This window comes from Comamonas fluminis (assembly GCF_019186805.1).
Taxonomy (GTDB): domain Bacteria; phylum Pseudomonadota; class Gammaproteobacteria; order Burkholderiales; family Burkholderiaceae_C; genus Comamonas; species Comamonas fluminis.
In genome coordinates this window covers 1,023,803-1,048,877 of sequence record NZ_CP066783.1, presented here as the reverse complement: position 1 = coordinate 1,048,877, position 25,075 = coordinate 1,023,803, and the positions used below count along the sequence as shown (strand labels likewise).

21 protein-coding genes and 4 tRNA genes are annotated in these 25,075 nt (G+C 59.9%); 13 read left to right on the top strand and 12 right to left on the bottom strand.

Annotation, left to right across the window (positions count from 1 at the left end; translation table 11 throughout):
• Window positions 1-8: 8 nt before the first annotated feature.
• The 4 genes from JDW18_RS05170 to JDW18_RS05155 form a co-directional block, all read right to left on the bottom strand.
• A complete protein-coding gene (locus JDW18_RS05170; protein WP_218242636.1) occupies window positions 9-2,486 on the bottom strand; it encodes a UvrD-helicase domain-containing protein in 2,478 nt (825 codons plus the stop codon).
• A 160-nt stretch (window positions 2,487-2,646) separates the two neighbouring features.
• Window positions 2,647-4,215, bottom strand: a complete 1,569-nt coding sequence (locus tag JDW18_RS05165) for a DHA2 family efflux MFS transporter permease subunit (protein ID WP_218242635.1) — start codon at window positions 4,213-4,215, stop codon at window positions 2,647-2,649.
• 7 nt (window positions 4,216-4,222) lie between these two features.
• Window positions 4,223-5,419, bottom strand: a complete 1,197-nt coding sequence (locus JDW18_RS05160) for an HlyD/EmrA/EmrK family protein (protein ID WP_218242634.1) — start codon at window positions 5,417-5,419, stop codon at window positions 4,223-4,225.
• Between the two features lie 36 nt (window positions 5,420-5,455).
• Window positions 5,456-6,955 (bottom strand): efflux transporter outer membrane subunit, encoded by a 1,500-nt coding sequence (locus JDW18_RS05155; RefSeq protein ID WP_218242633.1) that lies wholly within the window; start codon window positions 6,953-6,955, stop codon window positions 5,456-5,458.
• 106 nt (window positions 6,956-7,061) lie between these two features.
• Between JDW18_RS05155 and JDW18_RS05150 the strand changes: the two genes are divergently transcribed.
• The 8 genes from JDW18_RS05150 (at window position 7,062) to JDW18_RS05115 (ending at window position 11,976) form a co-directional block, all read left to right on the top strand.
• Entirely contained in the window at window positions 7,062-7,670 is a 609-nt protein-coding gene (locus tag JDW18_RS05150) for a TetR/AcrR family transcriptional regulator (protein ID WP_218242632.1), read from the top strand.
• A 243-nt stretch (window positions 7,671-7,913) separates the two neighbouring features.
• Window positions 7,914-8,891, top strand: a complete 978-nt coding sequence (locus tag JDW18_RS05145; protein WP_218242631.1) for a GMP reductase — start codon at window positions 7,914-7,916, stop codon at window positions 8,889-8,891.
• A 182-nt stretch (window positions 8,892-9,073) separates the two neighbouring features.
• Window positions 9,074-9,955, top strand: a complete 882-nt coding sequence (locus JDW18_RS05140) for an NAD(P)-dependent oxidoreductase (protein WP_218242630.1) — start codon at window positions 9,074-9,076, stop codon at window positions 9,953-9,955.
• A gap of 166 nt (window positions 9,956-10,121) precedes the next feature.
• Window positions 10,122-10,197: transfer RNA gene (locus tag JDW18_RS05135), tRNA-Lys, on the top strand.
• 53 nt (window positions 10,198-10,250) lie between these two features.
• Window positions 10,251-10,326, top strand: a tRNA-Lys gene (locus JDW18_RS05130).
• A gap of 50 nt (window positions 10,327-10,376) precedes the next feature.
• Window positions 10,377-10,452: transfer RNA gene (locus JDW18_RS05125), tRNA-Lys, on the top strand.
• Between the two features lie 48 nt (window positions 10,453-10,500).
• A tRNA-Lys gene (locus JDW18_RS05120) sits at window positions 10,501-10,576 on the top strand.
• Window positions 10,577-10,743: 167 nt separating this feature from the next.
• Window positions 10,744-11,976, top strand: coding sequence for a multidrug effflux MFS transporter (locus tag JDW18_RS05115; RefSeq protein WP_218243776.1), 1,233 nt, complete (start codon window positions 10,744-10,746; stop codon window positions 11,974-11,976).
• A gap of 163 nt (window positions 11,977-12,139) precedes the next feature.
• Here the strand turns inward: JDW18_RS05115 and JDW18_RS05110 are convergent, their stop codons facing one another.
• Both JDW18_RS05110 and orn read right to left on the bottom strand, forming a co-directional pair.
• Window positions 12,140-14,227 (bottom strand): DEAD/DEAH box helicase, encoded by a 2,088-nt coding sequence (locus JDW18_RS05110; protein WP_218242629.1) that lies wholly within the window; start codon window positions 14,225-14,227, stop codon window positions 12,140-12,142.
• Window positions 14,228-14,522: 295 nt separating this feature from the next.
• The gene (orn, locus tag JDW18_RS05105; protein WP_343216762.1) at window positions 14,523-15,131 is read right to left on the bottom strand and encodes an oligoribonuclease; all 609 of its coding nucleotides are present in this window, start codon (window positions 15,129-15,131) and stop codon (window positions 14,523-14,525) included.
• Between the two features lie 30 nt (window positions 15,132-15,161).
• Between orn and JDW18_RS05100 the strand changes: the two genes are divergently transcribed.
• Genes JDW18_RS05100 through rsgA form a run of 3 tightly spaced genes read left to right on the top strand, consistent with a single transcriptional unit; the run spans window position 15,162 to window position 17,811 of the window.
• Window positions 15,162-16,463: a M48 family metallopeptidase gene (locus JDW18_RS05100; RefSeq protein ID WP_218242628.1), complete on the top strand. Its 1,302-nt coding sequence runs from the start codon at window positions 15,162-15,164 to the stop codon at window positions 16,461-16,463.
• Between the two features lie 19 nt (window positions 16,464-16,482).
• Entirely contained in the window at window positions 16,483-16,818 is a 336-nt protein-coding gene (locus JDW18_RS05095) for a 4a-hydroxytetrahydrobiopterin dehydratase (protein ID WP_218242627.1), read from the top strand.
• A gap of 9 nt (window positions 16,819-16,827) precedes the next feature.
• Window positions 16,828-17,811 carry a ribosome small subunit-dependent GTPase A gene (gene rsgA, locus JDW18_RS05090; protein WP_218242626.1) on the top strand — a complete coding sequence of 328 codons (984 nt, stop codon included), beginning with the start codon at window positions 16,828-16,830 and terminating at the stop codon, window positions 17,809-17,811.
• A gap of 95 nt (window positions 17,812-17,906) precedes the next feature.
• Here the strand turns inward: rsgA and JDW18_RS05085 are convergent, their stop codons facing one another.
• The 6 genes from JDW18_RS05085 to rpsP all read right to left on the bottom strand — a co-directional run bounded on the left by JDW18_RS05085 (window position 17,907) and on the right by rpsP (window position 22,024).
• On the bottom strand, window positions 17,907-18,893 hold the full coding sequence (locus JDW18_RS05085) for a CobD/CbiB family protein (RefSeq protein WP_218242625.1): 987 nt from the start codon (window positions 18,891-18,893) through the stop codon (window positions 17,907-17,909).
• Between the two features lie 47 nt (window positions 18,894-18,940).
• Window positions 18,941-19,645, bottom strand: a complete 705-nt coding sequence (locus tag JDW18_RS05080; RefSeq protein WP_218242624.1) for a CoA pyrophosphatase — start codon at window positions 19,643-19,645, stop codon at window positions 18,941-18,943.
• A 76-nt stretch (window positions 19,646-19,721) separates the two neighbouring features.
• Window positions 19,722-20,108: a 50S ribosomal protein L19 gene (rplS, locus tag JDW18_RS05075; RefSeq protein ID WP_218242623.1), complete on the bottom strand. Its 387-nt coding sequence runs from the start codon at window positions 20,106-20,108 to the stop codon at window positions 19,722-19,724.
• A gap of 137 nt (window positions 20,109-20,245) precedes the next feature.
• Window positions 20,246-21,025 carry a tRNA (guanosine(37)-N1)-methyltransferase TrmD gene (gene trmD, locus JDW18_RS05070; protein WP_218242622.1) on the bottom strand — a complete coding sequence of 260 codons (780 nt, stop codon included), beginning with the start codon at window positions 21,023-21,025 and terminating at the stop codon, window positions 20,246-20,248.
• A 75-nt stretch (window positions 21,026-21,100) separates the two neighbouring features.
• Entirely contained in the window at window positions 21,101-21,670 is a 570-nt protein-coding gene (rimM, locus tag JDW18_RS05065) for a ribosome maturation factor RimM (RefSeq protein WP_218242621.1), read from the bottom strand.
• Window positions 21,671-21,769: 99 nt separating this feature from the next.
• Window positions 21,770-22,024 carry a 30S ribosomal protein S16 gene (gene rpsP, locus JDW18_RS05060; protein ID WP_218242620.1) on the bottom strand — a complete coding sequence of 85 codons (255 nt, stop codon included), beginning with the start codon at window positions 22,022-22,024 and terminating at the stop codon, window positions 21,770-21,772.
• A gap of 265 nt (window positions 22,025-22,289) precedes the next feature.
• Here rpsP and JDW18_RS05055 point away from each other — a divergent pair, with 265 nt between their 5' ends.
• Entirely contained in the window at window positions 22,290-22,769 is a 480-nt protein-coding gene (locus JDW18_RS05055; protein ID WP_218243774.1) for a TM2 domain-containing protein, read from the top strand.
• A gap of 454 nt (window positions 22,770-23,223) precedes the next feature.
• Entirely contained in the window at window positions 23,224-24,975 is a 1,752-nt protein-coding gene (locus JDW18_RS05050; RefSeq protein WP_218242619.1) for an EAL domain-containing protein, read from the top strand.
• Window positions 24,976-25,075 lie beyond the last annotated feature (100 nt).

Sequence of the window (25,075 nt, the reverse complement as noted above, 5' to 3'; positions counted from 1 at the left end):
TGCGGCCATCACTCCACAATCGTCAGCTTGGCAATCGCCAGCGCCAGCCACTTGGTGCCATGGCGGCCAAAGCTGACCTGGGCGCGTGCATCATCTCCCGTGCCTTCCACCGCCAGCACCTTGCCCTCGCCAAACTTGTTGTGGAAGACTGTGATGCCAGCCTTGATGCCGTGCGAGGGTTCGGCCTTTTGCTTGGGCACCGGCGGGCTGGCAAAGACTTCGGTCTGCTTGCCGCCCCAGCCAGAGTTTGAGCCAAACTGACCTGAAGCCCTTGATCCCCAAGCGCTACCAGCTCCTGCATTAGGAGCAAAACTGCCAAAACCGCTTTGCTTGGGTGTAATCCACTTGAGCGCCTCTTCGGGCAGTTCGTCAAAGAATCGGCTCTTGACGTTGTAGCGCGTCTGGCCATGCAGCATGCGTGTTTGCGAATGACTCAGATACAAGCGCTTGCGCGCGCGGGTAATCGCCACATAGGCCAGGCGCCGCTCTTCCTCCAGACCGCCACGGTCCATCATGGCGTTCTCGTGCGGGAACAGGCCTTCTTCTACGCCGCCGATGAACACGGCATCAAACTCCAGACCCTTGCTGGCGTGCACGGTCATCAACTGCACAGCGTCCTGACCGGCCTGGGCCTGGTTGTCCCCCGCTTCCAGCGAAGCGTGCGACAGAAAGGCTGCCAGCGGCGACATGGTCTCGCCCGTGTCTTCATTGACCATGGAAGCCAGCGTGCCTATGGGCGGAGTCAAAGGCTGGTCCAGCAGCGGTGCATTCGGGTCCAGGCCCTGGCTGGCCGGGCTTTGTGTGAGGTTGGCGCCGGGCAGAATCTCCTGCGCATCCACGGGCAGAGCCACGGCATCTTTGCCAAAGCCTTCCTGCGTCACAAAGCTCTCGGCAGCCGTCACCAGTTCCTGCAAGTTTTCAATGCGGTCCGCGCCTTCTTTTTCGTTGCGGTAATGCTCCAGCAGACCGCTTTGCTCTTCCACGGTTTCGATGATTTCGCGCAGCGTCTTGCCTTGCGTCTGCTCGCGCAACACGTCGATCTGCGCCACAAAGCCTTGCAGCTTGGTGCCCGCAGAACCGCCCACGGCAGTCACCGCATCACTTAATGAACAGCCACTGCTGCGGGCCGCATCCTGCAACTGTTCGACGGTACGCGCACCAATGCCACGCGCTGGAAAGTTCACCACCCGCATGAAACTGGTGTCGTCGTGCGGGTTCTCTAGCAGGCGCAGATAGGCTAGCGCGTGCTTGATTTCGGCACGCTCAAAAAAGCGCAGGCCGCCATACACGCGGTAGGCAATACCAGCGTTGAACAGCGCCGACTCGATCACCCGACTTTGCGCATTGCTGCGGTAAAGCACGGCAATTTCCTGGCGCGTAAAGCCGTCGTTCTTCACCAGTTGCTTGATCTCATCGACCATCCACGCCGCCTCGGCCAGATCGCTGGGAGATTCGTAAATACGAACCGGCTCGCCCGGGCCCTGCGTGGTGCGCAGGTTCTTGCCCAGGCGGTTGCTGTTGTGGCTGATGAGGGCGTTGGCGCAGTCCAGAATATTGCTGTAGCTGCGGTAGTTCTGCTCCAGCTTGATCTGGTTCTTGACGTCGAACTCGCGAATAAAGTCCGCCATATTGCCCACGCGCGCGCCGCGAAAGGCGTAGATGCTCTGGTCATCGTCACCCACGGCAATCACGCTGGACTGCGAGACAAAGCGGCGGCCGTCAGCCTCGCCCGCCAGTTGTTTTAGCCACTGGTACTGCAGCTTGTTGGTGTCCTGAAACTCGTCCACCAGAATATGCTGAAAGCGGCGCTGGTAGTGCTGACGCAGATGCACATCGTCTCGCAGCAGCTCAAAGCTGCGCAGCATCAGCTCACCAAAATCCACCACGCCTTCGCGCTGGCATTGCTCTTCGTAGAGCTGATAGATCTCAACCTTTTTACGCGTGTCGGGGTCGCTGGCCACCACATCTGAGGGGCGCATGCCCTCTTCCTTGCAACCGGCAATGAAGTACATCAGTTGCTTGGGCGGAAAGCGCTCGTCGTCCACATTGAACTGCTTGCACAGCCGCTTGATGGCCGAGAGCTGATCTTGCGTGTCAAGAATCTGAAACGCCTGTGGCAGCTTGGCCGCCTGATAGTGGGCGCGCAGCATGCGGTTGCACAGGCCGTGGAAGGTGCCAATCCACATGCCGCGCACGTTGTAGGGCAGCATGGCCGACAGACGTGCCAGCATTTCTTTGGCGGCCTTGTTGGTAAAGGTCACGGCCATGATGGAGCCCGGCGTGGCCTGGCCCGTCTGCAGCAGCCAGGCGATGCGCGTGGTCAGCACACGGGTCTTACCCGAGCCTGCGCCCGCAAGAATCAGCGCATGGCCTGCGGGCAGGGTGACGGCCGCCAACTGCTCATCGTTGAGGCCAGTGAGCAGGGAAGACTGGGACGCGGGGTGGGCACCTTCTGGGGCGCTTTCAAGCAGGTCGATCGGGAACATAGGCCCACATTGTAGAAATGCGCGTGACTCCCTGTGACTTGGTGCTGCATTGCGCTACCAAAAGAAAAGCTACTTGCGCTTGATATTCATAGACTTCAGATGAAAATCATCTGAAATCAATCGCCAGCGCAAGCAGCTTCTTTTTAAGCAGCAACTACTATCAGTGCCCGCCTGCTCCCGGCTCCACCACACGAGTGGGCTTGGGTGCCAGCCAGATCACACTGGCTGCCAGCACAAAGCCCGCTGCAATGATGAACATGATGTGGTTGGTCGCCAGCATCACGCTCTGGCTGGTGAGCAGGTGATCGAAGGCCGAGAGCGCCGCATCTGCACTCATGCCTGATTGCTGCATGCCTTGCAGCACCTCGCCCCCCGGGTCACTCAGCCCCACCAGTTCGGCATGATTGCGCGTGGTGCCGTTTTCCCAGGCGGTGTTGACGATGGAGACCGCAGCAGCGCCCGACAAGGTTCGCAAGAAATTCATCAACCCGGCTGCGTTGTCCATCTCATGCGGCTCCACACTGGCCAGTGCCAGCCCTGTGGTCGGAATGAAGAAGAACGGCAGTCCAAAGCCCATGAACATCAGTGGTAAGGCGATATCCCAATAGCCCATATCGGTATTGGCAAACGCACGCCAGAAGGTAATCAGCCCCATCCAGAACACGCCGCCAAAAATCAGACGGCGCGGGTCCACCTTGGCGGAAAGACCGGCAGCCGCAGGCGCGACAAACAGCGCAAACAGCCCCGTCCACGCCGTCACCAGCCCCGCCAGTGTGGCTGTGTAGCCCATAAAGCTCTGCAACCATAGCGGCGTGAGCACGTTGACGGCAAAGAAGGCTGCAAACGCCAAGCTGATGGTGAGCACCGCCATGGAAAAGCCACGATGCCGGAACACGCGCAAATCCACAATCGGGTGCTCAGCGTGCAGCTCCCAGATCATGAAAGCCGCAAAGCCCACCACGGCCACCACAGCCAGCGCCACGATCATGGGCGAGGCAAACCAGTCCAGGTTCTTGCCTTCGTCCAGCATCAGCTGCAGCGAACCCACCCAGACGATGAGCAAAATCAGGCCCACGGTATCAATGGGGTTCTTGAGCAGCGGTTGCTCATAGCGCTTGACCAGATGCCAGACCGCAAATGCACACACCAGCGCCACCGGAATATTGATCAGGAAGATCCAGTGCCAGGTGTATTCATCGCAAATCCAGCCGCCCACGATGGGGCCCAGCACGGGGGCAATCAGCGTGGTCATGGACCACAGACCAATGGCCGCAGGTGCCATTCGCGTTGGGAAGATACGCAGCAGCAGCGATTGGGAAAGCGGCATCAGCGGGCCACCGGCCAGGCCTTGCAAGATGCGTGCAAATACCAGCATGCCCAGCGAATTGGCCAAGCCGCACAGCATTGAAGCCAGACCAAACAAGCCCATGGCCGTGGCAAAAACGCGCACCGCGCCAAAGCGTGCGGCCAGCCAGCCGGTCAGCGGCACGGTAATGGCCTCGGCCACGGCGTAGCTGGTGATGACCCAGGTGCCCTGGCTGGTGGTTGCACCCAGATTGCCTGCAATGCTGGGCACAGAGACATTGGCCACCGTCATATCCAGCACGGCCATGAAGTTGGCCGCCGCCAGCACCAGCGCCGCCAGCCATAGCGTGCCGCCCGTTAGCGGCACCATGCCCGGCGCCATGGCCACGGCGGGCGCATCGGCATTTGCCTTGAGTTCACTCATGGCAAGCTCACTGCGCAGTTGCAGGGGTTTTGGTTTGGGCTTGTGCTTGGGCCACGCCCTCTGCCTTGGCCGGGCCAGTGCGTGTATCCACGGTCACATGCATGGAAAGCCCCACACGCAGCGGGTGCTGCGCAAGCTCGGCAGCATCAAGCTGAATGCGCACCGGCAGGCGCTGCACCACCTTGATCCAGTTGCCCGTCGCGTTCTGCGCCGGAATGGCCGCAAACGCAGAGCCTGAGCCACCGCTGAAGCCCACCACCTGGCCCTTGTACTTCACGTCGCTGCCGTACAGATCAGACTGCAGCTCCACCTGCTGGCCCACGCGCACCTTGCCAAGCTGGCCTTCCTTGAAATTGGCGTCCACATACATCTGCTGAACAGGCACCACGGCCATCAGCGCAGCGCCTGCCTGCACACGCTGGCCAATTTGCACACTGCGCTTGGCCACCACACCATCCACCGGCGCCAGCACTGTGGTGCGCCCCAGTTCCACCTGCGCCTGATCGCGTCTGGCCATTGCCAGCAGCACTTCGGGATTGGTGTCGGCATCGGCCCCTTCAATCAAGGTGGCATTGACCTGCTTGGCACCCACGGCGGCTTCACGGTTGGCTTTGGCCTGAGCCTGTGCGGCCACGGCCGATGCCAGTTGCGCCCGGGCCGCTGCAAACGCGTTTTGCGCCTGCGTCAGCTCTTCGCCGGATACAGAACCACTCTTGGCCAGCACTTCGCGGCGCTTGAGATCAATCGTGGCTCGCTCCATATCGGCCTGCGCTGCCAGCAGTTGTGCTGCGGCACGCTTTTCGTCGGCCTCACGGGCGCTGACCTGTGCCTTGAGCCCACCGTCATTGGCCACATAGCCCTTCACGCGGCGTGTGGCGCGGGCCAGTTCAGCCTCAGCCTGGGCCAACGCCAGCCTGGCGTCTGTCGGGTCAATACGCACCAGCACATCGCCCTTTTTCACACTTTGCGTGTCTTTGACCATGACCTCCAGCACTGTGCCGCCAATCGATGGTGTGACCTGGGCCACTTCAACAGCCGCATAAGCGTTGTCGGTCGAGACAAAGTTCGAGGCATGCAGCCACCAATAGGCCCCTGCCACCGCACCGCCCAGCACCACCACACCCGCCAGAGCCACCAGCAATTTGTTGCGACGCTGTTCACGGACAGCAGGATTTTCGCTCACGGAAGAAGCGTTTTCAGTCATACAAAACCTTGGAAAAATTCAGTTCTTGAGGGGAATTCAGGCCTGGCCCGATGTCTTGATGTCGGCCTTGCCGCTGGCTTCGCTCCAGCCGCCACCCAGTGCGCGGTGCAGGCCAATATCCAGCGTCAGCGCTCGCGACTGCACATCCACCAGCTGACGCACGCTGGCCAGTAGCTGGTCTTCCGCAGACAGCACATCGAGGTAACGCGCCAGCCCACCCTCATAGCGGTTGCGAGCCACGCGATGCGCCTCCGTGGCGGCGTTGACGGCCTGCTGCATGGCATCCAGCTGTTGCTGCAGCGCACGCTGGCTGGTGGCGTTGTCTGCCACTTCCTGCAGCGCCCGGTTGAGCGTGCTGCGGTACTGGGCCACGGCCTCGTCATAGCGGGCACGCGCCGCGCCCAGCTCGAAGCGCAGGCGACCACCGTTGAAGATCGGCAGGCTGATGGCCGGGCCAATGCTGGCAATGCTGGAGCCGCTCTTGGTCAACATATCAAGCCCCAGCGACTGCACCCCAACAAAGGCGCTCAGATTCACATCGGGATAGAACTCGGCCTGCTTGGAGGCGACACGAGACTCCAGCGCCTGCGCCTGCAAACGGGCTGCCACCACGTCTGGCCTGCGGCCCAGCAGATTGGCGGGAATCTGATCGGGCAACGCCCATTGCTGGCGCCAAGGTGCTTGCAGTCGTTTTGCATCGACCTTGATGCTGCTTCCACGATCAGGGCTTGCGCCCATCAAGGCTGCAATGCCGTTGCGCTGCAGGGCTACCTGCTCCTGCATCTGCGCCAGCTCGGCCCGCGCTGCGGCCAACCGCGCATTGGCACTGTGCACACCGCCCTGGTTTTCCAGGCCATTGGCATAGCGCTGGGCAAACAGGTCTGCCGTGGCCTGGCGCACTTTCAGCGACTGCTGCAGCGTCTGCTCATTGGCCGCCAGTCGCAGCAACTGCGCATAGGCCATGGCCACATTGCTGGACAGCAGCAAACGCGCCTGCGCGGCGTCGGCCTCACGCGCCGCCAGCTCTCCTGCGGCAGCGGCCACCGCGGCTCGCTGCTTGCCCCAGAAGTCCAGCGACCAGCTCATGTCCAGCGTTGCGCGACCATAGTCATTCATGCCGCGTGGCGTGAAAGCCTCAGGGGTCAGGTGGTTGTAGCTGAGCTTGTCTTGCGTAGCTGATGCCCGTGCCGATATCTGCGGTGCGCTGGCCGATTCGCTCACTCCCAGCATGGCTCTGGCCTGCTGCACGCGGGCGGCGGCCGCAGCCATATCCGGTGCGCCCTGCAAGGCCTGTTCAATCAATTCGTTCAGTTGCGCATCACCATAACGCTGCCACCATTGCTCCTGCGGCCAGGCCATCTGTGCGGCGCCCTGGGTGGCCTGCAATTGCTCTGGCATGGACTGGGACAACTGCGCCTTTCCTTCCCATTCCGGAACCTGTGCGCAAGCGGCCACCAGCAGCGGCAGACTCCACACCCACCAACTGCCACGCGCACGCGGCCCCCTCCCCAACGCAGATGCTATGCGTGATGTCATGAAATACTCTAATAATGAACTGTACGGTTCAGTATATGTTTTCAGCACTTCATATCGCAAGCGATACACTGAAAGACATTGCCCAGACTCAAGGACATTTCGCCCCATGCGCACCAAGACGGAAGAAAAGCGACAAGCCATCATTGATGTGGCAGCCGCCGCCTTTGGCGAGCTGGGCTTTGAGCGTGCGTCCATGTCCGAAATCTGCACACGGCTTGGCGGCTCCAAGGCCACGCTCTACAACTATTTCGAGTCCAAGGAAGCGCTGTTTCTGGAGGTCATGTTTCAGGCCTCGGAAGCCGAGTTTCAGCACACCATGCTGTCTCTGCAGACGTCGGGGGACGATGTGAGCCAGACGCTGCGCAACTTTGGCAAACGCTTTCTCGGCCTGCTTTATTCCGCCGATGTGATGGCCGTGCGCCGCCTGCTGGTGGCTGAAGGTGCGCGTTCCAATATCGGCCAGCGCTGCTGGGAGATGGGCCCCGCACGCGGCAACGCCATCGTGGTGGAGTTTCTCCAGCAATCCATGCAACGCAAGCAGCTGCGCCATGCCGATGGTGAAGTGATGCTGCACCAGTTGCTGGCACTGCTGGAGTCCGAATTGCTGCCGCGCTTCATGTTCCAGCACCAGCCCGCCCCCACGGCTGATGAAATTGCGCAGTGCACTGACCGGGCCGTGGACACTTTTTTGCGCGCCTATGGCCCGGAGCACTAAGCCCATCGAAGGCTATAAGAATTTCCTTATAGTCCTCATAAGAGCGTGGTTGCCAGCACATCCACGCTGCACCGTATACAATCAATCACCGGGCCCAAGTTTTTTGAGGTCCGGTTTTTTTTGCCCGCTGCTTAACTCCATGAGTGGCAGCGCTGCCAAAAGCCGGTCTCCAAGCCAAGCGCCTATCCTTGAAAATTGAGGTGGGTGAGATTCCCACCGTGACCTTTTCCGGAGCTTGGAACCATGGAAATCTTCGACTACGACAACATTCTTCTGCTTCCCCGTAAGTGCCACGTGGAAAGCCGTTCGGAATGTGACACCAGCGTGCAGCTGGGCAACCGCACCTTCAAGATGCCGGTCGTGCCCGCCAACATGAAGACGGTGGTGGACGAGAAGATCTGTACTTTTCTGGCACAAAACGGTTTCTTCTATGTGATGCACCGTTTTGACATCGACAACGTGGCTTTCACCAAGTCCATGCAGTCGCAAGGCCTGTTCGCCTCGATCTCGCTGGGCGTGAAGCAACCTGACTACGACACCGTCGATCGCTTTGTCGCCGACGGCATCTGCCCCGAATACATCACCATCGACATTGCCCACGGCCATGCCGACAGCGTGAAAAACATGATCGCCTACCTGAAGGAAAAAATTCCTGCAGCGTTCGTGATCGCTGGCAACGTGGCAACGCCCGAGGCCGTGATCGACCTGGAGAACTGGGGCGCCGACGCAACCAAGGTGGGCGTGGGCCCCGGCAAGGTGTGCATCACCAAACTCAAGACTGGCTTTGGCACAGGCGGCTGGCAGCTGTCGGCGCTGAAGTGGTGCGCTCGCGTGGCCACCAAGCCCATCATTGCGGACGGCGGCATTCGCAGCCACGGCGACATTGCCAAGAGCATCCGCTTTGGCGCCACCATGATCATGATTGGCTCGCTGTTTGCTGGTCACGAAGAATCGCCCGGCAAGACGGTGGAAGTCGATGGCAAGCTGTTCAAGGAATACTACGGCTCGGCTTCGGACTTCAACAAGGGCGAGTACAAGCACGTCGAAGGCAAGCGCATTCTGGAACCCGTCAAGGGCCCGCTGATGAACACGCTGATCGAAATGCAGCAAGACACCCAGTCCTCCATCAGCTACGCTGGCGGCACCAAGCTCATGGACATCCGCAAGGTGAACTACGTGATCCTGGGCGGCGACAACGCAGGAGAACACCTGCTGATGTAAACGCGCAAGCGCACTCACCAGCGCAAAGGTGAACCTCCAAAAAAAGCATCAAGGGCAGCTTCGGCTGCCCTTGTTGTTTCTGCATCACCTGCGCACAACTGATCTGTGCTCTCACCAGCGATTGCACAGGCCATCTGGCTTTAGCATGTGCCCATTCATAAAAATTCCAAGGAAACAATGCAATGAGCACTGGATTGAAAATCGCCGTTCTGGGCACCGGCATGATGGGCCTGCCCATGGCACGCCGACTGGCGCAGGCGGGGCACGAAGTGCATGCCTGGAACCGTACCCGCGCCAAGGCCGAGCCACTGGCCGCTGATGGTGTGGCTATTCATGACATCGCAGCCAATGCCGTGCGCGGCGTGGACTTTGCTGTGAGCCTGCTGGAAAACGGCGCCATTGTGGGCGATGTGCTGTTCAACCTGGGCGTGGCCGAAGCCATGCCCAAGGGCGCGCTATTCATCGACATGGCCTCCATCCAGCCGCGCGAAGCACGCGAGCATGCGGCGAAGTTGCAAGCCCTGGGCGTGCAGCATCTGGACGCACCGGTCTCCGGTGGCACGCTGGGCGCGGAAGCTGGCACGCTGGCCATTATGGCGGGCGGTGAAGCCGCAGATTTCGAGCGTGCTCAACCCGTGTTTGCCGCCCTGGGCCGCAGCACCCACGTAGGTCCGCATGGCGCAGGCCAGCTCGCCAAACTGGCGAATCAGATGATTGTGGGCATCACCATCGGCGCGGTGGCCGAGGCCTTGCTGCTGGCCGAGCGCGGTGGCGCGGACCCAGCCAAGGTGCGCGAAGCTATCTCTGGCGGCTTTGCGGACAGCCGCATTCTGCAAGTGCATGGCGAACGCATGGTCAACCACGACTTCGCACCGCGCGGACGCATGACGGTGCAGCTCAAGGACATGCGTAACGCCATGGCCACGGCCGATGAAATCGGCTTTAGCGCGCCTATTACCGACCTGCTGGAAGAGCTGTACGCAGAAGGCGTCAAAAACGGTCTGGGCGATCTGGATCAGTCCGGCCTGTACGTGGAATTGCAGCGTCGCAACGCGCTGGATTGAGCATCACAGAGCCACAGCACCTGCTCTCTGCATCGGGCCGCAACCCCAAAGTGGCTCACGCGTGGCCCTGGGCACCCCTGCGACAATAAAAAACCTCGGGTTTTCCTGCAAGCCGTTAAAAATTAGCGCATAATTGCGGTCTCGCTTGCAGCGCATGCGTGGTGTGGGGCTCTTAGCTCAGTTGGTAGAGCAGCGGACTCTTAATCCGTTGGTCGAGTGTTCGAATCACTCAGGGCCCACCAAAATTTCTTCAGTCTGGTTTTTCATCAGATTGATCCTCCGGATTTACTCCGGCGGGCTCTTAGCTCAGTTGGTAGAGCAGCGGACTCTTAATCCGTTGGTCGAGTGTTCGAATCACTCAGGGCCCACCAAAAATTTCTTCGGTCTGATTTTTTCAGGTTGATCCTCCGGTTTATCCGGCGGGCTCTTAGCTCAGTTGGTAGAGCAGCGGACTCTTAATCCGTTGGTCGAGTGTTCGAATCACTCAGGGCCCACCAAAATTTATCTGATCTGTTTTTTCAGATCACACCTCCGGTTTATCCGGCGGGCTCTTAGCTCAGTTGGTAGAGCAGCGGACTCTTAATCCGTTGGTCGAGTGTTCGAATCACTCAGGGCCCACCAAAATTCAAAAGCCAAAGTTCTCACGGACTTTGGCTTTTTTGTTTGCAGAGTTGCCTGCGCAAATGCAGCAGAGCTGACACGAAAGTGCCCAATGATCAGGCATCATGCAAGCATTGTCAGGCGACAGCAGCAACGCCCTCCTCGCCTGCACCCACTCCATTCAGATCATGCAAAACGACCTCTCCACGTTCTGGCGCGGACCGCGTTGGACATTGGCCATGCTGCTTGCCATTCTCGGCATGCTCGGGCCGTTCTCGGTTGACACTTATATTCCCGCCTTCTCGGGCATTGCCAAAGCCCTGGGCGCCACGCCCATAGAGATGCAGCAGACGCTGTCTGCCTATCTGCTGGGCTTTGCCTTCATGAACCTGTTTCATGGAGCACTGGCCGACAGCTTCGGGCGGCGCCCCGTCATTCTCTGGGGGCTGGTGATGTTCACCATCGCCTCGGCAGGCTGCGCAATGTCGCAAAACATCACCCAGCTGGTGATTTTCCGCACGCTGCAGGGCCTGTCCACCGGCGCTGGCATTGTGGTTTCACGCGCCATCGTGCGCGACATCTTCCCGCCTGCGCAGGCTCAGGGCCTGATGGCCCAGATCACCATCTTCTTTGGCGTAGCCCCGGCACTGGCACCAGTCATGGGTGGCTGGCTGTTTGTGCACCTGGGCTGGCAAGCCGTGTTCTGGTTTCTGACGGTTGTTGGCGTTGTACTGTGGGCCATCAACATCAAATTCCTTCCTGAATCGCTACCCCTGGAAAAGCGCCAGCCCTTTCGCTTCAAACCCCTGATGCAAAGCTATGGCGTGCTGCTGACTGACCCGCGCTTTCTGCTGCTGGCACTGGCCAGCGGCGTGCCCTTCAATGGCATGTTCCTCTACCTGCTATCCGCCCCGTCTTTCCTGGGCGATCTGCTGCACCTGGAGCCTACGCAGTTCTTCTGGTTCTTCATCGCCACCATCGGCGGCATCATGGCCGGCAGTTGGACCAGCGGGCGCCTAGCCGGGCGCATACCGCCCAAGCGCCAGATCCGTCACGGCTTTCTCATCATGTGCCTGACCTCCATCATCAATCTGGTGGCCAATATGATCTGGCCCGCGCATGTGAGCTGGGCGCTGATTCCCATCAGCCTGTTTGCCTACGGCTGGGCCTTGATGGTGCCGGTGGTCACGCTGCTGGTGCTGGATATTCACCCCGAACGCCGGGGCCTCGCCTCCTCCCTACAGGCCGTGGTCGGCTCGGTGGCCAATGGCTTTGTGGCAGGGGTGATTGCCCCGCTGGTCATGCATTCCACCGTGCTGCTTGCAACTGGCTCGATCTTGATGATGACGATTGGCCTGATTGCCTGGATTTACCTGCACCACCACTGGCCAGAAATTGGCCGCCACGCTTCAGAACACTAAAAAATAATAGCTGCCAGCCCTTGCAACCTAATGGATTCAGGCGCCTTTAGTGCTGATCTCAAATTCAATCAAGCGCAAGCAGCTCTCTTTTTCATAGCTCAAGACGCAAAAAAAGCCAGCTCGAAAGCTGGCTTTTCGTTTCAGGCCAAGACCTGATCAGCGATTAACGCTCATCACGACGGGGAGCACGGGGCTTGCGCTCAAAGCCGCGATCACCACCACGCTCGCCTTGGGGCTGGTAAGGCTTGCCAGCGCTTTGGCCAAAGGCGGGGCGACGGTCGCCACCACCAAAACCACGCGATTCACCGCCACGGAAGCCGCCTTCACGGCCGCCATGGGAAGCGCCTTCACGGGCACCACCAAAGCTCTTGCGGGCAAAGTCACCGCCTTCACGAGGACCGTCGTTGCGACGCTGACCACCGAAGCCACCACGGTTGCCACCGCGATCACCAAAGCTGCGTTCGCCACGCTGGTCATCACGGCGCTCGAAGCTGCGCTCAGGGCGCTGCTCGCCACCAAAGCTGGGGCGGCCGCCGCCAAAACCACGGTCACCACCGCGATCAGCACCACGGTCTGCAAAACGGTCACCACGAGGGGCACCGAAGCCACCACGATCACCGCCAAAGCGATCACCACCACGGTCGCCACCGAAGCCGCCACGGTCATTGCCGCGACCACCGCCGAAGCTGCCGAAACCGGACTTGCGGCCATAGCCTTCGCCATCGCGACGGCCACCGAAACCACCACGACCGCCACCGCCGCCACGGCGGCCATCACGCTCGCCTGCTGCGGGGAAGCGCTGCTGGGGTTCCATGCCTGGAATCACTTCAGACTTGAATTGCTGACGTGTGTAGCCTTCGATATCGAACACGCGACGACGGTCACGGAATTCGGCAAAGGTCACAGCCGTGCCTTCGCGGCCCGCACGGCCAGTACGACCGATACGGTGAGTGTAATCCTCAGCCTTCATGGGCAGACCGTAGTTGAAGACGTGGGTGATGGTGGGCACGTCAATGCCACGAGCCGCCACGTCTGTCGCCACCAGAATCTGCACCTGACCATTGCGCAGCGCCATCAGGCGGCGGTTACGCAGGCCCTGGCTCAGCGCGCCGTGCAGTGCCACGGCGGAGAAGCCTTCTTGCTGCAGGTCGTTGGCCAGACCGTCGCACTCCACTTGGGTGGAGGCAAACACGATGGCCTGGTTGATGCTGCTGTCGCGCAGCCAGTGGTCCAGCAGCTTGCGCTTGTGCTGGGCGTTGTCAGCCCAGAACAGCACTTGCTTGATGTTCTCGTGCTTTTGCTGAGCGGTCGTGATCGTGATCTTTTGCACGTTCGCGCCGTTGTCGTGCATCACACGCATGGCCAGTTGCTGAATGCGGGGAGCAAACGTGGCGCTGAACATCATGGTCTGCTTGCGCTGAGCCGTCATCTGGTTGACTTCGGCCAGATCGTCGGCAAAGCCCAGATCCAGCATGCGGTCGGCTTCGTCCACCACCAGGAACTGCACCTGGTCCAGCTTGATTTGCATGGAGCGCTGCAGGTCCAGCAGACGGCCAGGAGTGGCCACCACAAGGTTGGCGTTTTGCAGCTTGGCGATTTGCAGCTGGTAGGGCATGCCACCAACGATGTTGGCAATGCGGATGCCGCGGCAGTGCTTGACCAGCTCGATAGCGTCATGCGCCACCTGCTGAGCCAGCTCACGTGTGGGGCACAGAATCAGGGCGCCAGGAGATGGAGCCTTGAAGTTACGAGGATTGGTAGGGTCCTTGCGGCGGTTGCGCTTGGGCGCAGGCTGGCCGCTGGCAGCAGCTTCTTCGGCCATGCGGTCAAATTCAGCCTTGGCCTTGGCATCTTCCTCAGCCTTCTGGCCGATCAGCGTGTGCAGCACGGGCAGCAAGAAAGCAGCGGTCTTGCCGGAGCCAGTCTGGCTGGACACCATCAGGTCCACAAAGGGGTGCTCGCCACCGCTGTTCATGGCCTTGGGGATGGCCTGCTCTTGCACAGGGGTAGGCTGGGTGTAGCCCAGATCAGCAACGGCCTGCACCAGCTCGGGTGCCAGACCCAGTTCAACAAAGCCGTTAGGGACTTCTTCGGCGGCCACTTCTTCGGCAGCGCCTTCTTCAGCAGCAGAGGCGTTATCTTCAGCGTCCATGTCGGCCAGCATGGCGTCCAGACGGGAATCGAGTTCAGGAGAAGACAAAGCGATATCAGCAGCGGCCACTTGGCCCTGCTCCAGGGAGTTTTCTGTCATGAATAGCTCACGAAAAAAAGCGGCGCAGTCAGCGTGCTGCCCACTTCTTTTGACGGTTGGTTATCAACATCCACCGTCAGACTTTGACTGGCCCGTTCGCAAAACGGGGCAGATGGGCGTTATGGCTTGGCGTATCGGCTGTGCTGGCCGTTGTACGCAAGTAAGAACCCGGTGTGTGATGGAGATGCGCAAATTACCCATGGATCGGGTAAGCAGTGCATTGTCTCACGCACCGGGTTTTCCCGCAAGTTGCAGGGCTATCGCTGAAAGCCTTGAGTCAGCGCTATTGACACATTCAGACACTCAATAGTTCTTTGCGGTAATGCTGCAGTTCATCGATGGACTCATGCACATCGGCCAGCGCGGTGTGGCGCTGCGCTTTCTTGAACGAGGTGTAGGCCTCGGGCTTCCAGCGCCGGGCCAGTTCCTTGAGCGTGCTCACATCGATGTTGCGATAGTGAAAAAAGCTGTTGAGCTTGGGCATGTAGCGCTCCATGAAGCGCCTGTCCTGCCCGATGCTGTTGCCGCACAGCGGCGTCTTGCCCTTGGGCACATATTTACCCAGAAAGGTAATCAGAGCTGCTTCGGCCTGCGCCTCGGTCACGGTCGATGCCTTGACCTTTTCAATCAGGCCGCTCCTGCCGTGCGTGCCCTTGTTCCAGGCGTCCATGCCGTTCAGCAATGCATCGGACTGATGAATGGCAAAGACAGGCCCTTCGATGCGCGTCTGAAGATCGGCACTGCTGACCACCACCGCAATTTCGATGATCTTGTCGTGATCGGGGTTCAGCCCCGTCATTTCACAGTCCAGCCACACCAGATTGAGGTCGGATTTGGGCAGAACAGGGGTCGCAGTGGCCGCAGGTGCAGCACTTTGGGGATTCGTACAGGAAGCTTCAGACATGGCGCAAATTGTCGCCTACACTGCCAAGACATGGCTTCCAACCTAGATTTTTCTTTGGCACTTTCGCTGCTGTTTGCAGTTGCTGTAGCGCTGCAATGGCTGCTGCGGGCCTTGCTGATTACACGCCAGGTGCGGCATGTGGCGCAGCATCGCACAGCAGTTCCCGCCGCGTTTGCCCACCGCATCAGCCTGGCGGCCCACCAGAAGGCCGCTGACTACACACTGGCCAAGGCCAGGCTCTCGCTGATCGACATCACACTGTCTGCCGCGGTGCTGCTGTGCTGGACGCTGCTGGGCGGGCTGAACTGGCTCAACCTCAAGCTGCTGGAATTCATCAACCCCGGTCTGTGGCAGCAACTGGCCCTGCTGGCCAGCTTTGCCGTGATTTCGGCAGCGATTGAGCTGCCGCTGTCGCTGTATCAAACCTTCAAGCTGGAGCAGCGCTTTGGCTTCAACCAGATGACGCTGGGCCTGTGGCTCGGTGATTTGCTCAAATCCACGCTGGTGGGCGCCATCATCGGCCTGCCGCTGGCGGCGCTGATTCTGTGGCTGATGGGCTCGACCGGCCCACTGTGGTGGCTGTGGGCCTGGGCAGCCTGGACAGGCTTCAATCTGCTGCTGATGTGGATCTTCCCCAGCTTTATCGCGCCGCTGTTCAACAAGTTCCAGCCATTGGCCGATGAAAGCCTCAAAAGCCGCGTCACCAGCCTCATGCAGCGCTGCGGCTTTGCAGCCAAGGGCTTGTTCGTGATGGATGGCAGCCGTCGCTCGGCCCACGCCAACGCCTATTTCACAGGCTTTGGCAATTCCAAGCGCGTGGTGTTCTATGACACTTTGCTGAAGCAACTGAGCCCAGATGAGGTGGAAGCCGTGCTGGCCCACGAGCTGGGCCACTTCAAGCACAAGCACATCACCAAGCGCATGGTGCTGATGTTTGGCGTGTCCCTGCTGGGCTTTGGCCTGCTGGGCTGGCTGAGCCAGCAACCCTGGTTCTATTCGGGCCTGGGCGTCACCCTTTTGCAGAGCAAACACTTCGGGGTTCCTGCCGAAAACAACGCCCTGGCCTTGCTGCTGTTCATGCTGGCCGTGCCCGTGTTCAGCTTCTTTGTCACCCCGGTGATGTCTGCCATGTCGCGCCGCGATGAGTTCCAGGCCGATGCCTATGCCATGCAGCAGGCCGATGGTGCTCAGCTCGCTTCTGCACTGCTCAAGCTTTACGAGGACAATGCGTCCACACTCACGCCAGACCCCTGGTATGTGAGCTTTTACTACTCACACCCTCCCGCCGTGGATCGTCTGGCACGCATGCCGGCCCCCGCAGGCACCCTGTAACTCCACAAGAGTTCCCGACATGAGCATGACCCTGCAACAAAAAGACTGGTCCCAACACAAGCGCAGCGCCCTGAGCGCTGCCCAGGTGAGCGAACAACTGGCCTCCATGGAAGGCTGGGCGTTGGCCGACAGTGGCGCCAGCCCCGCCATCCGCAAGACTTACCGTTTTGCCAACTTCTACGAAACCATGGCGTTTGTGAACGCGCTGGCGCTGATTGCCCACCAGCAAGACCACCACCCCGATCTGGAAGTGGGCTACAACCGCTGCCAGGTCAGCCTGAACACCCATGATGTGGGCGGCATTTCCGAGACCGATATCGACTGCGCACGCCGCATCGACGCACTGCTGAGCTAATCTGAATTTATGGCGAAACATGGACGGCGCCCTGGCGCCCAGACATCGGGTGAGATGCAGACCGGCCTGGTCGTGGCCAGCTACGGCCGCCACTGCGTGGTTGAGACGCCAGACGGCGAGCGCCGTATCTGTCACCCACGCGGCAAAAAAAGTCAGGCAGTGGTGGGCGACCAGGTGCAATGGCTGGCCCCCCCTGCAGGCCAGGGCGATGAAGGCACGATTGAAAAAGTCGTGGAGCGCCGCAATGTCTTCTACCGCCAGGACGATATTCGCACCAAAACTTTTGCCGCCAATCTGGACCAGTTGCTGATCCTGATCGCCGCCGAGCCCGTGTTCAGCGAAGTACAGCTAGCCCGCGCCCTGATTGCCGCCGAGGCTGCGCACATCACGCCCATCATCGCGCTCAACAAGATGGATCTGGAAGAGCCCTTCCTGCGCGCCTGGGAGCGTCTTGCGCCCTACCGCACCATGCGTGATGCCGTAGATGACCCACCGCACTACATGGTGCTGCCGCTGTCGCTGGAAGATGCTGACGACGAAGACCGCGACGCCATCATCGGCCTGCTGCAGGGCAAGACAACGCTGGTGCTGGGCCCCTCAGGCGTGGGCAAGAGCACGCTGATCAATCTGCTGCTGCCTGATGCCAGGGTGGCCACCAACGAAATCTCGCAGGCGCTAAATACCGGCAAGCACACCACGACCAGCACCACCTTGTACTGGGTGGACAAGGAACGCACCACAGCCATCATCGATTCGCCGGGCTTTCAGGAGTTCGGCATCTACCACATCGCCCCCACGCAGCTGCCAGCCTGCATGCCCGATATCGGAGCCCATGCCAAGGAGTGCAAGTTCTACAACTGCACGCATTTGCATGAGCCGGGCTGCGGCGTGATTGATACCGTCAAAAACGGCTCAGACACACTGCCTATCAGCGATAACCGCTATCGTATTTACGGTGAACTGTTTGATGAGCTAAGCCAGGTCGGCTACTGAGTCTGCGGCGCAAATCGCCCCGGTCACTTCAAAATCAATAGCTACCAGCGCTTTACAGATAAGTGCTGGCAGCTATTTTTATCTATTCAACACCATCAGCCCAGCAAACGGGCAAAAGTCAGCAGCGCCAGCAGCAGCAGCCAGACCACGACAGAGCGCCAGACCAGGCCCACCACGCTGCGCAGGTGTGCCATCTCAGGCTCACGCCCCGGCGTCACTTCGCTGCCAGACTCCCACTGCGCTTCGTCACCCTCTTCGCCATAGCTGGCTCCGCGCCGGCGCAGCGCCTCGCCCCCCAACCGCACATTGATGGCACCAGCCGTGGCTGCCAAAATCACGCCATCGTTGTCATTGGGAAAGCGCTGGGCATACAGGCGCCAGTTGTCGATGGCTTCCTCAAAGCTGCCCACCATGGCAAAAGACAAAGCCGTCAGCCGCGCAGGCAGCCAGTCGATCACATACCAAGCCTTGGCAGCAGCGCGCTGCAGGCGTTCACTGGTAGGCGCCTGCAGGCCTTCCACACCCTTGCGCGACCAGGCGCGCGACAGGTACTCCGCCATGCGGTAGAGCACCGCCCCCAACGGCCCCAGCCCCAGAGCCGAAAGCACAGAGAACCAGAACAGCACGCCAAACACATGGCGGTGAGCGGCCAGAACCGAGTACTCGATGACATGGCGCACCACTTCGCTGCGCGGCACTTCGCTGGCATCCACCTGCTGCCAGTCGGCCAGCGCCTGCCGCGCCGCATATTCGTCGCCTGCATCCAGTGCATCGCGAATACGCGTGAAATGGTGGCTGAACTGCCGAAAACCCAGCGTGACATAGAGCACCGCCACATTCCACAGCATGGCCACGGGCCAGCCAATGAGATGCAGCAAGGCAAAGTAAATGCCCAGCACCACCACACAGGGCAGCAGCACGGCCATGACCCAGGCGAGCCAGCCGTGATGGGGCTTGCCCGCGTCAAAGTTGCTGCGTACGGTCACCGTCCAGGCACGATAGCCAGCCTGCACCAGATTGGACCGAGCCAGCGGTCGCGCCTGCTCCAGCAGCAAGGCGATCAGGATGGCAAAAAAACTCATGGTTTCATCATACCGGCGCTGTAATGCAGCTTGTTACAAGCAGAGTTTCAGGCCGATAAAAAACGGTAAAGATTGCGCAGCATGCCCGCAGTGGCGCCCCAGATATAGCGCTGCTGCTCACCATCCTGATAAGGCATGGCAAACCACTGGCGCTCTACCCCCTGCCACAGCATGCCGCGGCGCTCATGGTGAGCGGGGTTGAGCAAAAAGGAAAGTGGCACCTCGAACAGATCCGCCACCTCGCCAGGATTGGGAAAGTACGCAGGCTGCGGATGAACCAGCGCCACCACCGGCGTGATGTTGAAAGCCGTGCCTGTGACATAGATGGGCAAACGGCCCAGCACTTCCACATTTTTCGCCTGCAGGCCCACCTCTTCATTGGCCTCGCGCAGCGCCGTGGCTTCGGCCGAGAGATCCTGCGGATCGCGCTTGCCCCCCGGAAACGCCACCTGGCCGGAGTGCGTGGACAGCTTGGCCGATCGCACCGTGAGCAGCACCGTGGGCTGTTCACGCATGACGATGGGCACCAGCACCGCCGCATCGGAAGGCGCTCGGGTGGTAAAGCGCTTTTCCTCCATTGCTTCGGGCACCCAGTCACGCCCATCCGCAAAGCGATGCCGCAGCGCCTGCGGCGTCTGCGCCGCAATGGGAACAGGGGGAAGCTGGCTGTCTACGCCCAGCAGGGGAGCCAGTCGGGGGTCTGCAATACCCAGAGAGCCTGAGTTCTTCGAAGCACTATCAGTTGAAGCCATGTACTTGCACCAGCCATAAAAAAAGCCGCCACAGCGAACTGTAGCGGCTTTTACGGAATCACTTCCGACGCGTGGATTACTCGGCTGCAGCTGCAGTCTTGTTAACGCGCTGGGGCAGCTTTTCCTTGATACGAGCCGACTTGCCGCTACGCTCACGCAGGTAGTACAGCTTGGCACGACGCACATCACCGCGACGCTTGACTTCGATCTTGGCGATCAGGGGAGAGTAGGTTTGGAACGTACGTTCCACGCCTTCACCGCTGGAGATCTTGCGCACTGTGAAGCCGCTGTTCAGGCCGCGATTACGCTTGGCAATCACCACGCCTTCGTAAGCCTGCATACGCTTACGGGTACCTTCCACCACGTTCACGCTCACGATGACGGTGTCACCAGGGGCGAATTCGGGGATGGTCTTGTTCAGGCGAGCGATTTCTTCTTGCTCGAGGGTCTGGATCAGGTTCATGATTTAGTCCACCTTGATCTTGTCCGCGCCAGAATTGGCAAGCGCCGGGATTGGTGCTATTGCTGCATTACTGAAACAGCCGTAAAGCTGTTCCGCATTCCTTGCAGCGGCCGGATAGAGGATCAAAGAACCTGCGATTATAGCTTGGCCTGTATTTTTGCCAAAACCCCTTCGTCTTTGGCATTGAGCAAGCCCTGATTGCGGGCCTGTTCGATCAGCTCGGGGCGATGCTCCGCCGTAATGCGCAGGCGCTGATCGCGGCGCCAGCGCTCTATATGGGCATGATGGCCGGACATCAGCTCTGCCGGCACTTCCTGGCCATTCCAGACTTCGGGGCGCGTGTAGTGCGGGCAGTCCAGCAAACCATCCAGCGCAGGGTTGAAACTGTCCTGCTGAAAGCTGCCTTCGTCGTTGAGCACGCCCGGCTGCAGTCGCGCCAGCGAATCCAGCAGCACCATAGCTGCCAGTTCACCGCCAGAGAGCACAAAGTCCCCCAGACTGAGCTGGTGGGTGACATGGGTATCGATAAAACGCTGATCGATGCCCTCGTAGCGGCCACACAACAGGATGGCGCCACGGCTTTGCGCCCACTGCGCCACCACCGAGTGCTTGAGCGTGGTGCCAATAGGTGAGAACAGCATCAGCGGCGCGGGCTCCGCCTGCTCCTGAGCATCTGCCTCTGCGCGGGCTGCGCGAATCGCGTCCAGGCAGTGCTGTAGAGGCTCGGCCATCATGACCATGCCAGGGCCGCCGCCAAAGGGCCGGTCATCCACCCGGCGGTAATTGCCTTGCGCCCAGTCTCGTGGATTCCACAGATGAACCTGCACCTGTCCCGAGCTGTAGGCACGCCGGGTCACCCCACTCTCAAGAAAGGGGGCGAACAGCTCAGGAAACAGGGTAATAATGTCGAAACGCATGATAGATGTACGCTTTAAGCTACTCAATCAATAGCAATAAAGCCAAGGCTTCAAAGCGGTGGCTGGTCCAGGCCTTCAATAGTCTGTCTGCCAGTCGGCCACGATTTGCCGGGCGGCCAGATCGACAGAGTCCACATAGGCGTCCACAAAGGGAATCAGGCGCTCCTGCTCTTTGCCCTCTTCCTCATAGCCCAGCACCAGCACAGTCTGCGGCCCTGTCGCCATCAAATCCTTGACCACGCCCAGCGCCACACCCTCGCGGTTGATGACGTTCAGGCCCATCAGATCGACCCAGTAAAACTCGCCATCTTCGGTCTTGGGGAAATGCTCACGCGCAACGAAGATACGAGCGCCACGCAGCGCTTCGGCCGCATTGCGATCCAGCACCTCAGGCGATGTCGCCACAACCGTATCCGCATGAAAACGCGCCTGCTTGACGGGCAGAACCACCGTACCGGTGAAGTGCTTGGCGCCTTTTTCAGCAGGCTGCAAAAACCAGTCCTTGGCAGCGAACAACGCTTCGGGGTTACTGCTGAAGGCGTGCACCTTGAACCAGCCCTTGATACCCCAGGCATCGGCAATACGACCGACCTCTACGGCATCCTTAGGCAGGCTGGCGACTTCAAGAGTGGGCATGTGGCTCATGGGAATCAAATAGAAAATCAAAATTCAATAAAAAACGGGTCCCGTCAGGCAAGCTAACGGAACCCGCTTTGAGAAGTGCCTTGAGGCAGCTACCTAAGATTAGGCAGCAACCTTTGCTGCAGCTTGCTTGATCAGGCGTTCAGCCGTATCAGAAGCTTGAGCACCAACGCTCTTCCAGTAAGCCACGCGATCCAGAGCAACGCGCAGACCTTCTTCGGCACCACGGGCGCTAGGGTTGTAGAAACCCAGACGCTCGATGAAAGCACCGTCGCGACGCACGCGCTTGTCGGCAACGACAACGTTGTAGAAAGGACGAGCCTTGGAGCCGCCGCGGGACAGACGAATAACGACCATGATATTTCCTTCGGGTGGTTACAGACGGCATTCAAAAAATACGCCGACTGCGCAGGTTTTCTTACAGCGTTTGAGACACGCGACATGACCACCCGGCCAGCGACACGCCGTAAAACCCACGATTATATCTAGTTCTCTGCAAACTGCCTATTCCCCATGCAAAGGCACGGGCGAGGCATGGCACCAGGGCAGCACTTGCCCTGACTCGGAAATGCTGCAGTGCAGGAATAATGGATTGCATCCTCTGCCCGCCTACGCTTTGCCCATGAACCAGACTGTGCTCGCGCCCGCTGCCAAAACCAGAAACAAGACACTGGCCACCTGGCTGGCCTTTCTGGGTGGCCCTCTGGGGCTGCATCGCTTTTATCTTTATGGCCTGGGTGACTGGCTGGGCTGGCTGCTTCCTGTTCCTGCTGCGCTAGGGGTGTACGGGATAGAGCGCGTTCAGCAACTGGGGCAGGACGATCGGCTCAGCTGGGTTCTCATTCCTCTTCTGGGCTTCACCATTGCAGGCTGTGCACTGCGGGCCATTCTTTACGGGCTGATGGACAAATCCACCTGGAACCAGCGTTTCAATCCAGGCCAAAGCAGCGATACCCCTTCAGGCCAGACCCACTGGGGCACGATTATTGGCGTGGGTCTGTCGCTGATGCTGGGGGCCACGGTGCTCATGGCCAGCATTGCATACAGCTTTCAGCACTATTTCGAGTACCAGGTGGAGGAGGCCAGAAAGATCTCTCAGTAGGGCTAGGGTCTGTTGAGATTTAGGCGGGGATCGCGTTGCAGCGACAGGAGGCTGGATGCTAGGCGCATGACCGAAGCAATGCTCATGCCTTGCGAGGGCATGCAACAACGCAGACGGCCTCCTGTCGCTGCAACCCGAAGGGAAGGAATCTGGCCGCCCGCCACTCGTCGTTGCGCGTCTTGTGCGGGTGGGCACCCGCACGGCGTCACGCGCCTAGATTGGCAAGCGGCCAGAATTCTTCGCGACCTCGCTCAATTCTCAACAGACCCTAACCCCTGGTTTTCCTCACTACTTCTTTGTAAGCAAAAGTCTAATTTTTGCTTACAGCCTCGTCGAAAAGTCACTTTTCATTTCATTACACCCACAATGTAACCACTTAAAACATCTTGTGATGATTACAGGCCCTGCCTCAGCGACTGGCCTGAATCGCCTCATGCTTGCTCCAAGAGGTTCCATGTCTGTTCCTTCTGACAAGTCTGCCAAAGCAGAGTCTCCATTTCCGGCCGCCACCAGTCTGGTGGGCGCCTATGGAGAGCAACTTTTCCGCATCCTGGAGCAAGCCAGCAGCGGCTTTGTGCTGCTGGACTCGCAAAACCGGGTTCAGCGCTGGAATGATGGCTATCTCCAGCTATTTCCCTGGCAGGCACCCGCTCTGAAGGTGGGCTTTTCCTTGCAGACGGTGCTGGATGCCAGCGCCAGCACGGCAGCCCTCCAAAATCTGAACACTTCGCTGAGCGGCCTGCTCTCTCGCCAGCATGTCAACGCGGAAGTGTCTTTGCCCAATGGGCGCAAGCTGCTAACGGCCCTGCACGCGGTTTCGGCCAGCTACAGCCTGCTGACCTGCAAGGAAATCATTCCAGCCATCGACGAGGCCGACCAGCTGGCTTTCTTTGATGCGCTGACACAGCTGCCCAACCGCCGCCTGCTGCTCGATCGCCTGTCCCAAGCCATGATTCAGTCGGAGCGCACAGGCTGGCGCGGCGCCTTGCTGACGGTGGATATGGATGTTCTCCATTCCCTGCAGTCTGCCGATGGTGCGGCCCATGTCGACCATCTGCAGCGCGATATTGCACAGCGCCTGCTGAGCTGCATGCGCGTGTGCGATACGGTTGCCCGTGTCGATGCCGAGCATTTCGTCATCATGATTTCTGATCTGTCGCCAGACCCTGAACTGGCCAATCTGCTGGTGGAAAGACTGGGCGAGCGTCTGCAGGAAAGCCTGAATGCGGGCTACACCGTGAATGGCAAGTTTCTGAAACTGCAAGCCAATATCGGCGCCACGCTGTTCGGCCCCCACTCCCGCTCGGCCACAGAGCTGCTCAAGCAGGCAGAAATCGCCATGTACCGGCTGCGCGATGAGGAAAGCCGTGGCCTGCATTTCTTCCAGCCCGAGAAGCTGCTGATGCCCCCCGATCGCAGCCGCCTGGAGCAGGAGTTGCGCGAAGCGTTGCGTCTGAACCAGTTCGAGATGCAATACCAGCCGCAGTACTCTGCGCAGGGCAGCGCCACAGGGCTTGAGGCCCTGCTTCGCTGGCGCCATCCCACACGCGGCCTGGTTCCACCCAGCATTTTCCTGTCCGTGGCCGAAGAGTCGGACATCATCGTCCCCCTGGGCCAATGGATTTTGCGCGCCACCTGTGAGCAGATGGCACAGTGGAAGCAAGACTCGCTGCTGGGGCAACTGCCAGTCAGCGTCAACATCAGCCCGAAGCAGCTTCAGCGCCCGGACTTTGCCGATCAGATCGAGACCATCCTGACCCAGACTGGCATCAACCCCGCCCAGCTGATTCTGGAGCTGCCATTTGCCGCGCTGCAGCCTGCAGTGGCCGACTTCCATCCCATGCTGGTGCGCCTGAGCGCAATGGGCTTGCGCCTGTCGCTGGACGGGTTTGGTGAACGCTCCAGCAACCAGGATCTGCTGGCCCAGCTTCCTCTGTTCCAGGTCAAGCTGGCGCACTCGCTGGTGCAGCGCCTGGGCCCGAACAATGCCAGCGAAGCCGCAGCACAGGCTGCTCTGGCACTGGCTCAGCGCTCGCAAGTCATGGTGATTGCCTCGGGGGTTGAAACGCTGGAGCAAAGAGCCCTATTGGTGCAAAACGGCTGCCAGCATTTCATGGGATACCTGTTCAGCGCTCCCGTACCCGCCCGTCAGCTCAAGCCGCTGCTGCATATGCCCCAGGTGGGCCAGTCGCGCAAAGTTGCCTGAGAGCGTTTACACCGCGCACAAAGAAAAAGGCTTCGCAATGCGAAGCCTTTTTAACGTCTAGCCTTTGTTCATCAAGCGCCAGGCGCTATGAAAAAAGGAA

What these genes read in the sequence shown, in the direction of transcription:
- JDW18_RS05170 (WP_218242636.1), bottom strand. Translation starts at nt 2,486, where the DNA reads ATGTTCCCGATCGACCTGCTTGAAAGCGCCCCAGAAGGTGCCCACCCC.
- JDW18_RS05165 (WP_218242635.1), bottom strand. Translation starts at nt 4,215, where the DNA reads ATGAGTGAACTCAAGGCAAATGCCGATGCGCCCGCCGTGGCCATGGCG.
- JDW18_RS05160 (WP_218242634.1), bottom strand. Translation starts at nt 5,419, where the DNA reads ATGACTGAAAACGCTTCTTCCGTGAGCGAAAATCCTGCTGTCCGTGAA.
- JDW18_RS05155 (WP_218242633.1), bottom strand. Translation starts at nt 6,955, where the DNA reads ATGACATCACGCATAGCATCTGCGTTGGGGAGGGGGCCGCGTGCGCGT.
- JDW18_RS05150 (WP_218242632.1), top strand. Translation starts at nt 7,062, where the DNA reads ATGCGCACCAAGACGGAAGAAAAGCGACAAGCCATCATTGATGTGGCA.
- JDW18_RS05145 (WP_218242631.1), top strand. Translation starts at nt 7,914, where the DNA reads ATGGAAATCTTCGACTACGACAACATTCTTCTGCTTCCCCGTAAGTGC.
- JDW18_RS05140 (WP_218242630.1), top strand. Translation starts at nt 9,074, where the DNA reads ATGAGCACTGGATTGAAAATCGCCGTTCTGGGCACCGGCATGATGGGC.
- JDW18_RS05115 (WP_218243776.1), top strand. Translation starts at nt 10,744, where the DNA reads ATGCAAAACGACCTCTCCACGTTCTGGCGCGGACCGCGTTGGACATTG.
- JDW18_RS05110 (WP_218242629.1), bottom strand. Translation starts at nt 14,227, where the DNA reads ATGACAGAAAACTCCCTGGAGCAGGGCCAAGTGGCCGCTGCTGATATC.
- orn (WP_343216762.1), bottom strand. Translation starts at nt 15,131, where the DNA reads ATGTCTGAAGCTTCCTGTACGAATCCCCAAAGTGCTGCACCTGCGGCC.
- JDW18_RS05100 (WP_218242628.1), top strand. Translation starts at nt 15,162, where the DNA reads ATGGCTTCCAACCTAGATTTTTCTTTGGCACTTTCGCTGCTGTTTGCA.
- JDW18_RS05095 (WP_218242627.1), top strand. Translation starts at nt 16,483, where the DNA reads ATGAGCATGACCCTGCAACAAAAAGACTGGTCCCAACACAAGCGCAGC.
- rsgA (WP_218242626.1), top strand. Translation starts at nt 16,828, where the DNA reads ATGGCGAAACATGGACGGCGCCCTGGCGCCCAGACATCGGGTGAGATG.
- JDW18_RS05085 (WP_218242625.1), bottom strand. Translation starts at nt 18,893, where the DNA reads ATGAGTTTTTTTGCCATCCTGATCGCCTTGCTGCTGGAGCAGGCGCGA.
- JDW18_RS05080 (WP_218242624.1), bottom strand. Translation starts at nt 19,645, where the DNA reads ATGGCTTCAACTGATAGTGCTTCGAAGAACTCAGGCTCTCTGGGTATT.
- rplS (WP_218242623.1), bottom strand. Translation starts at nt 20,108, where the DNA reads ATGAACCTGATCCAGACCCTCGAGCAAGAAGAAATCGCTCGCCTGAAC.
- trmD (WP_218242622.1), bottom strand. Translation starts at nt 21,025, where the DNA reads ATGCGTTTCGACATTATTACCCTGTTTCCTGAGCTGTTCGCCCCCTTT.
- rimM (WP_218242621.1), bottom strand. Translation starts at nt 21,670, where the DNA reads ATGAGCCACATGCCCACTCTTGAAGTCGCCAGCCTGCCTAAGGATGCC.
- rpsP (WP_218242620.1), bottom strand. Translation starts at nt 22,024, where the DNA reads ATGGTCGTTATTCGTCTGTCCCGCGGCGGCTCCAAGGCTCGTCCTTTC.
- JDW18_RS05055 (WP_218243774.1), top strand. Translation starts at nt 22,290, where the DNA reads ATGAACCAGACTGTGCTCGCGCCCGCTGCCAAAACCAGAAACAAGACA.
- JDW18_RS05050 (WP_218242619.1), top strand. Translation starts at nt 23,224, where the DNA reads ATGTCTGTTCCTTCTGACAAGTCTGCCAAAGCAGAGTCTCCATTTCCG.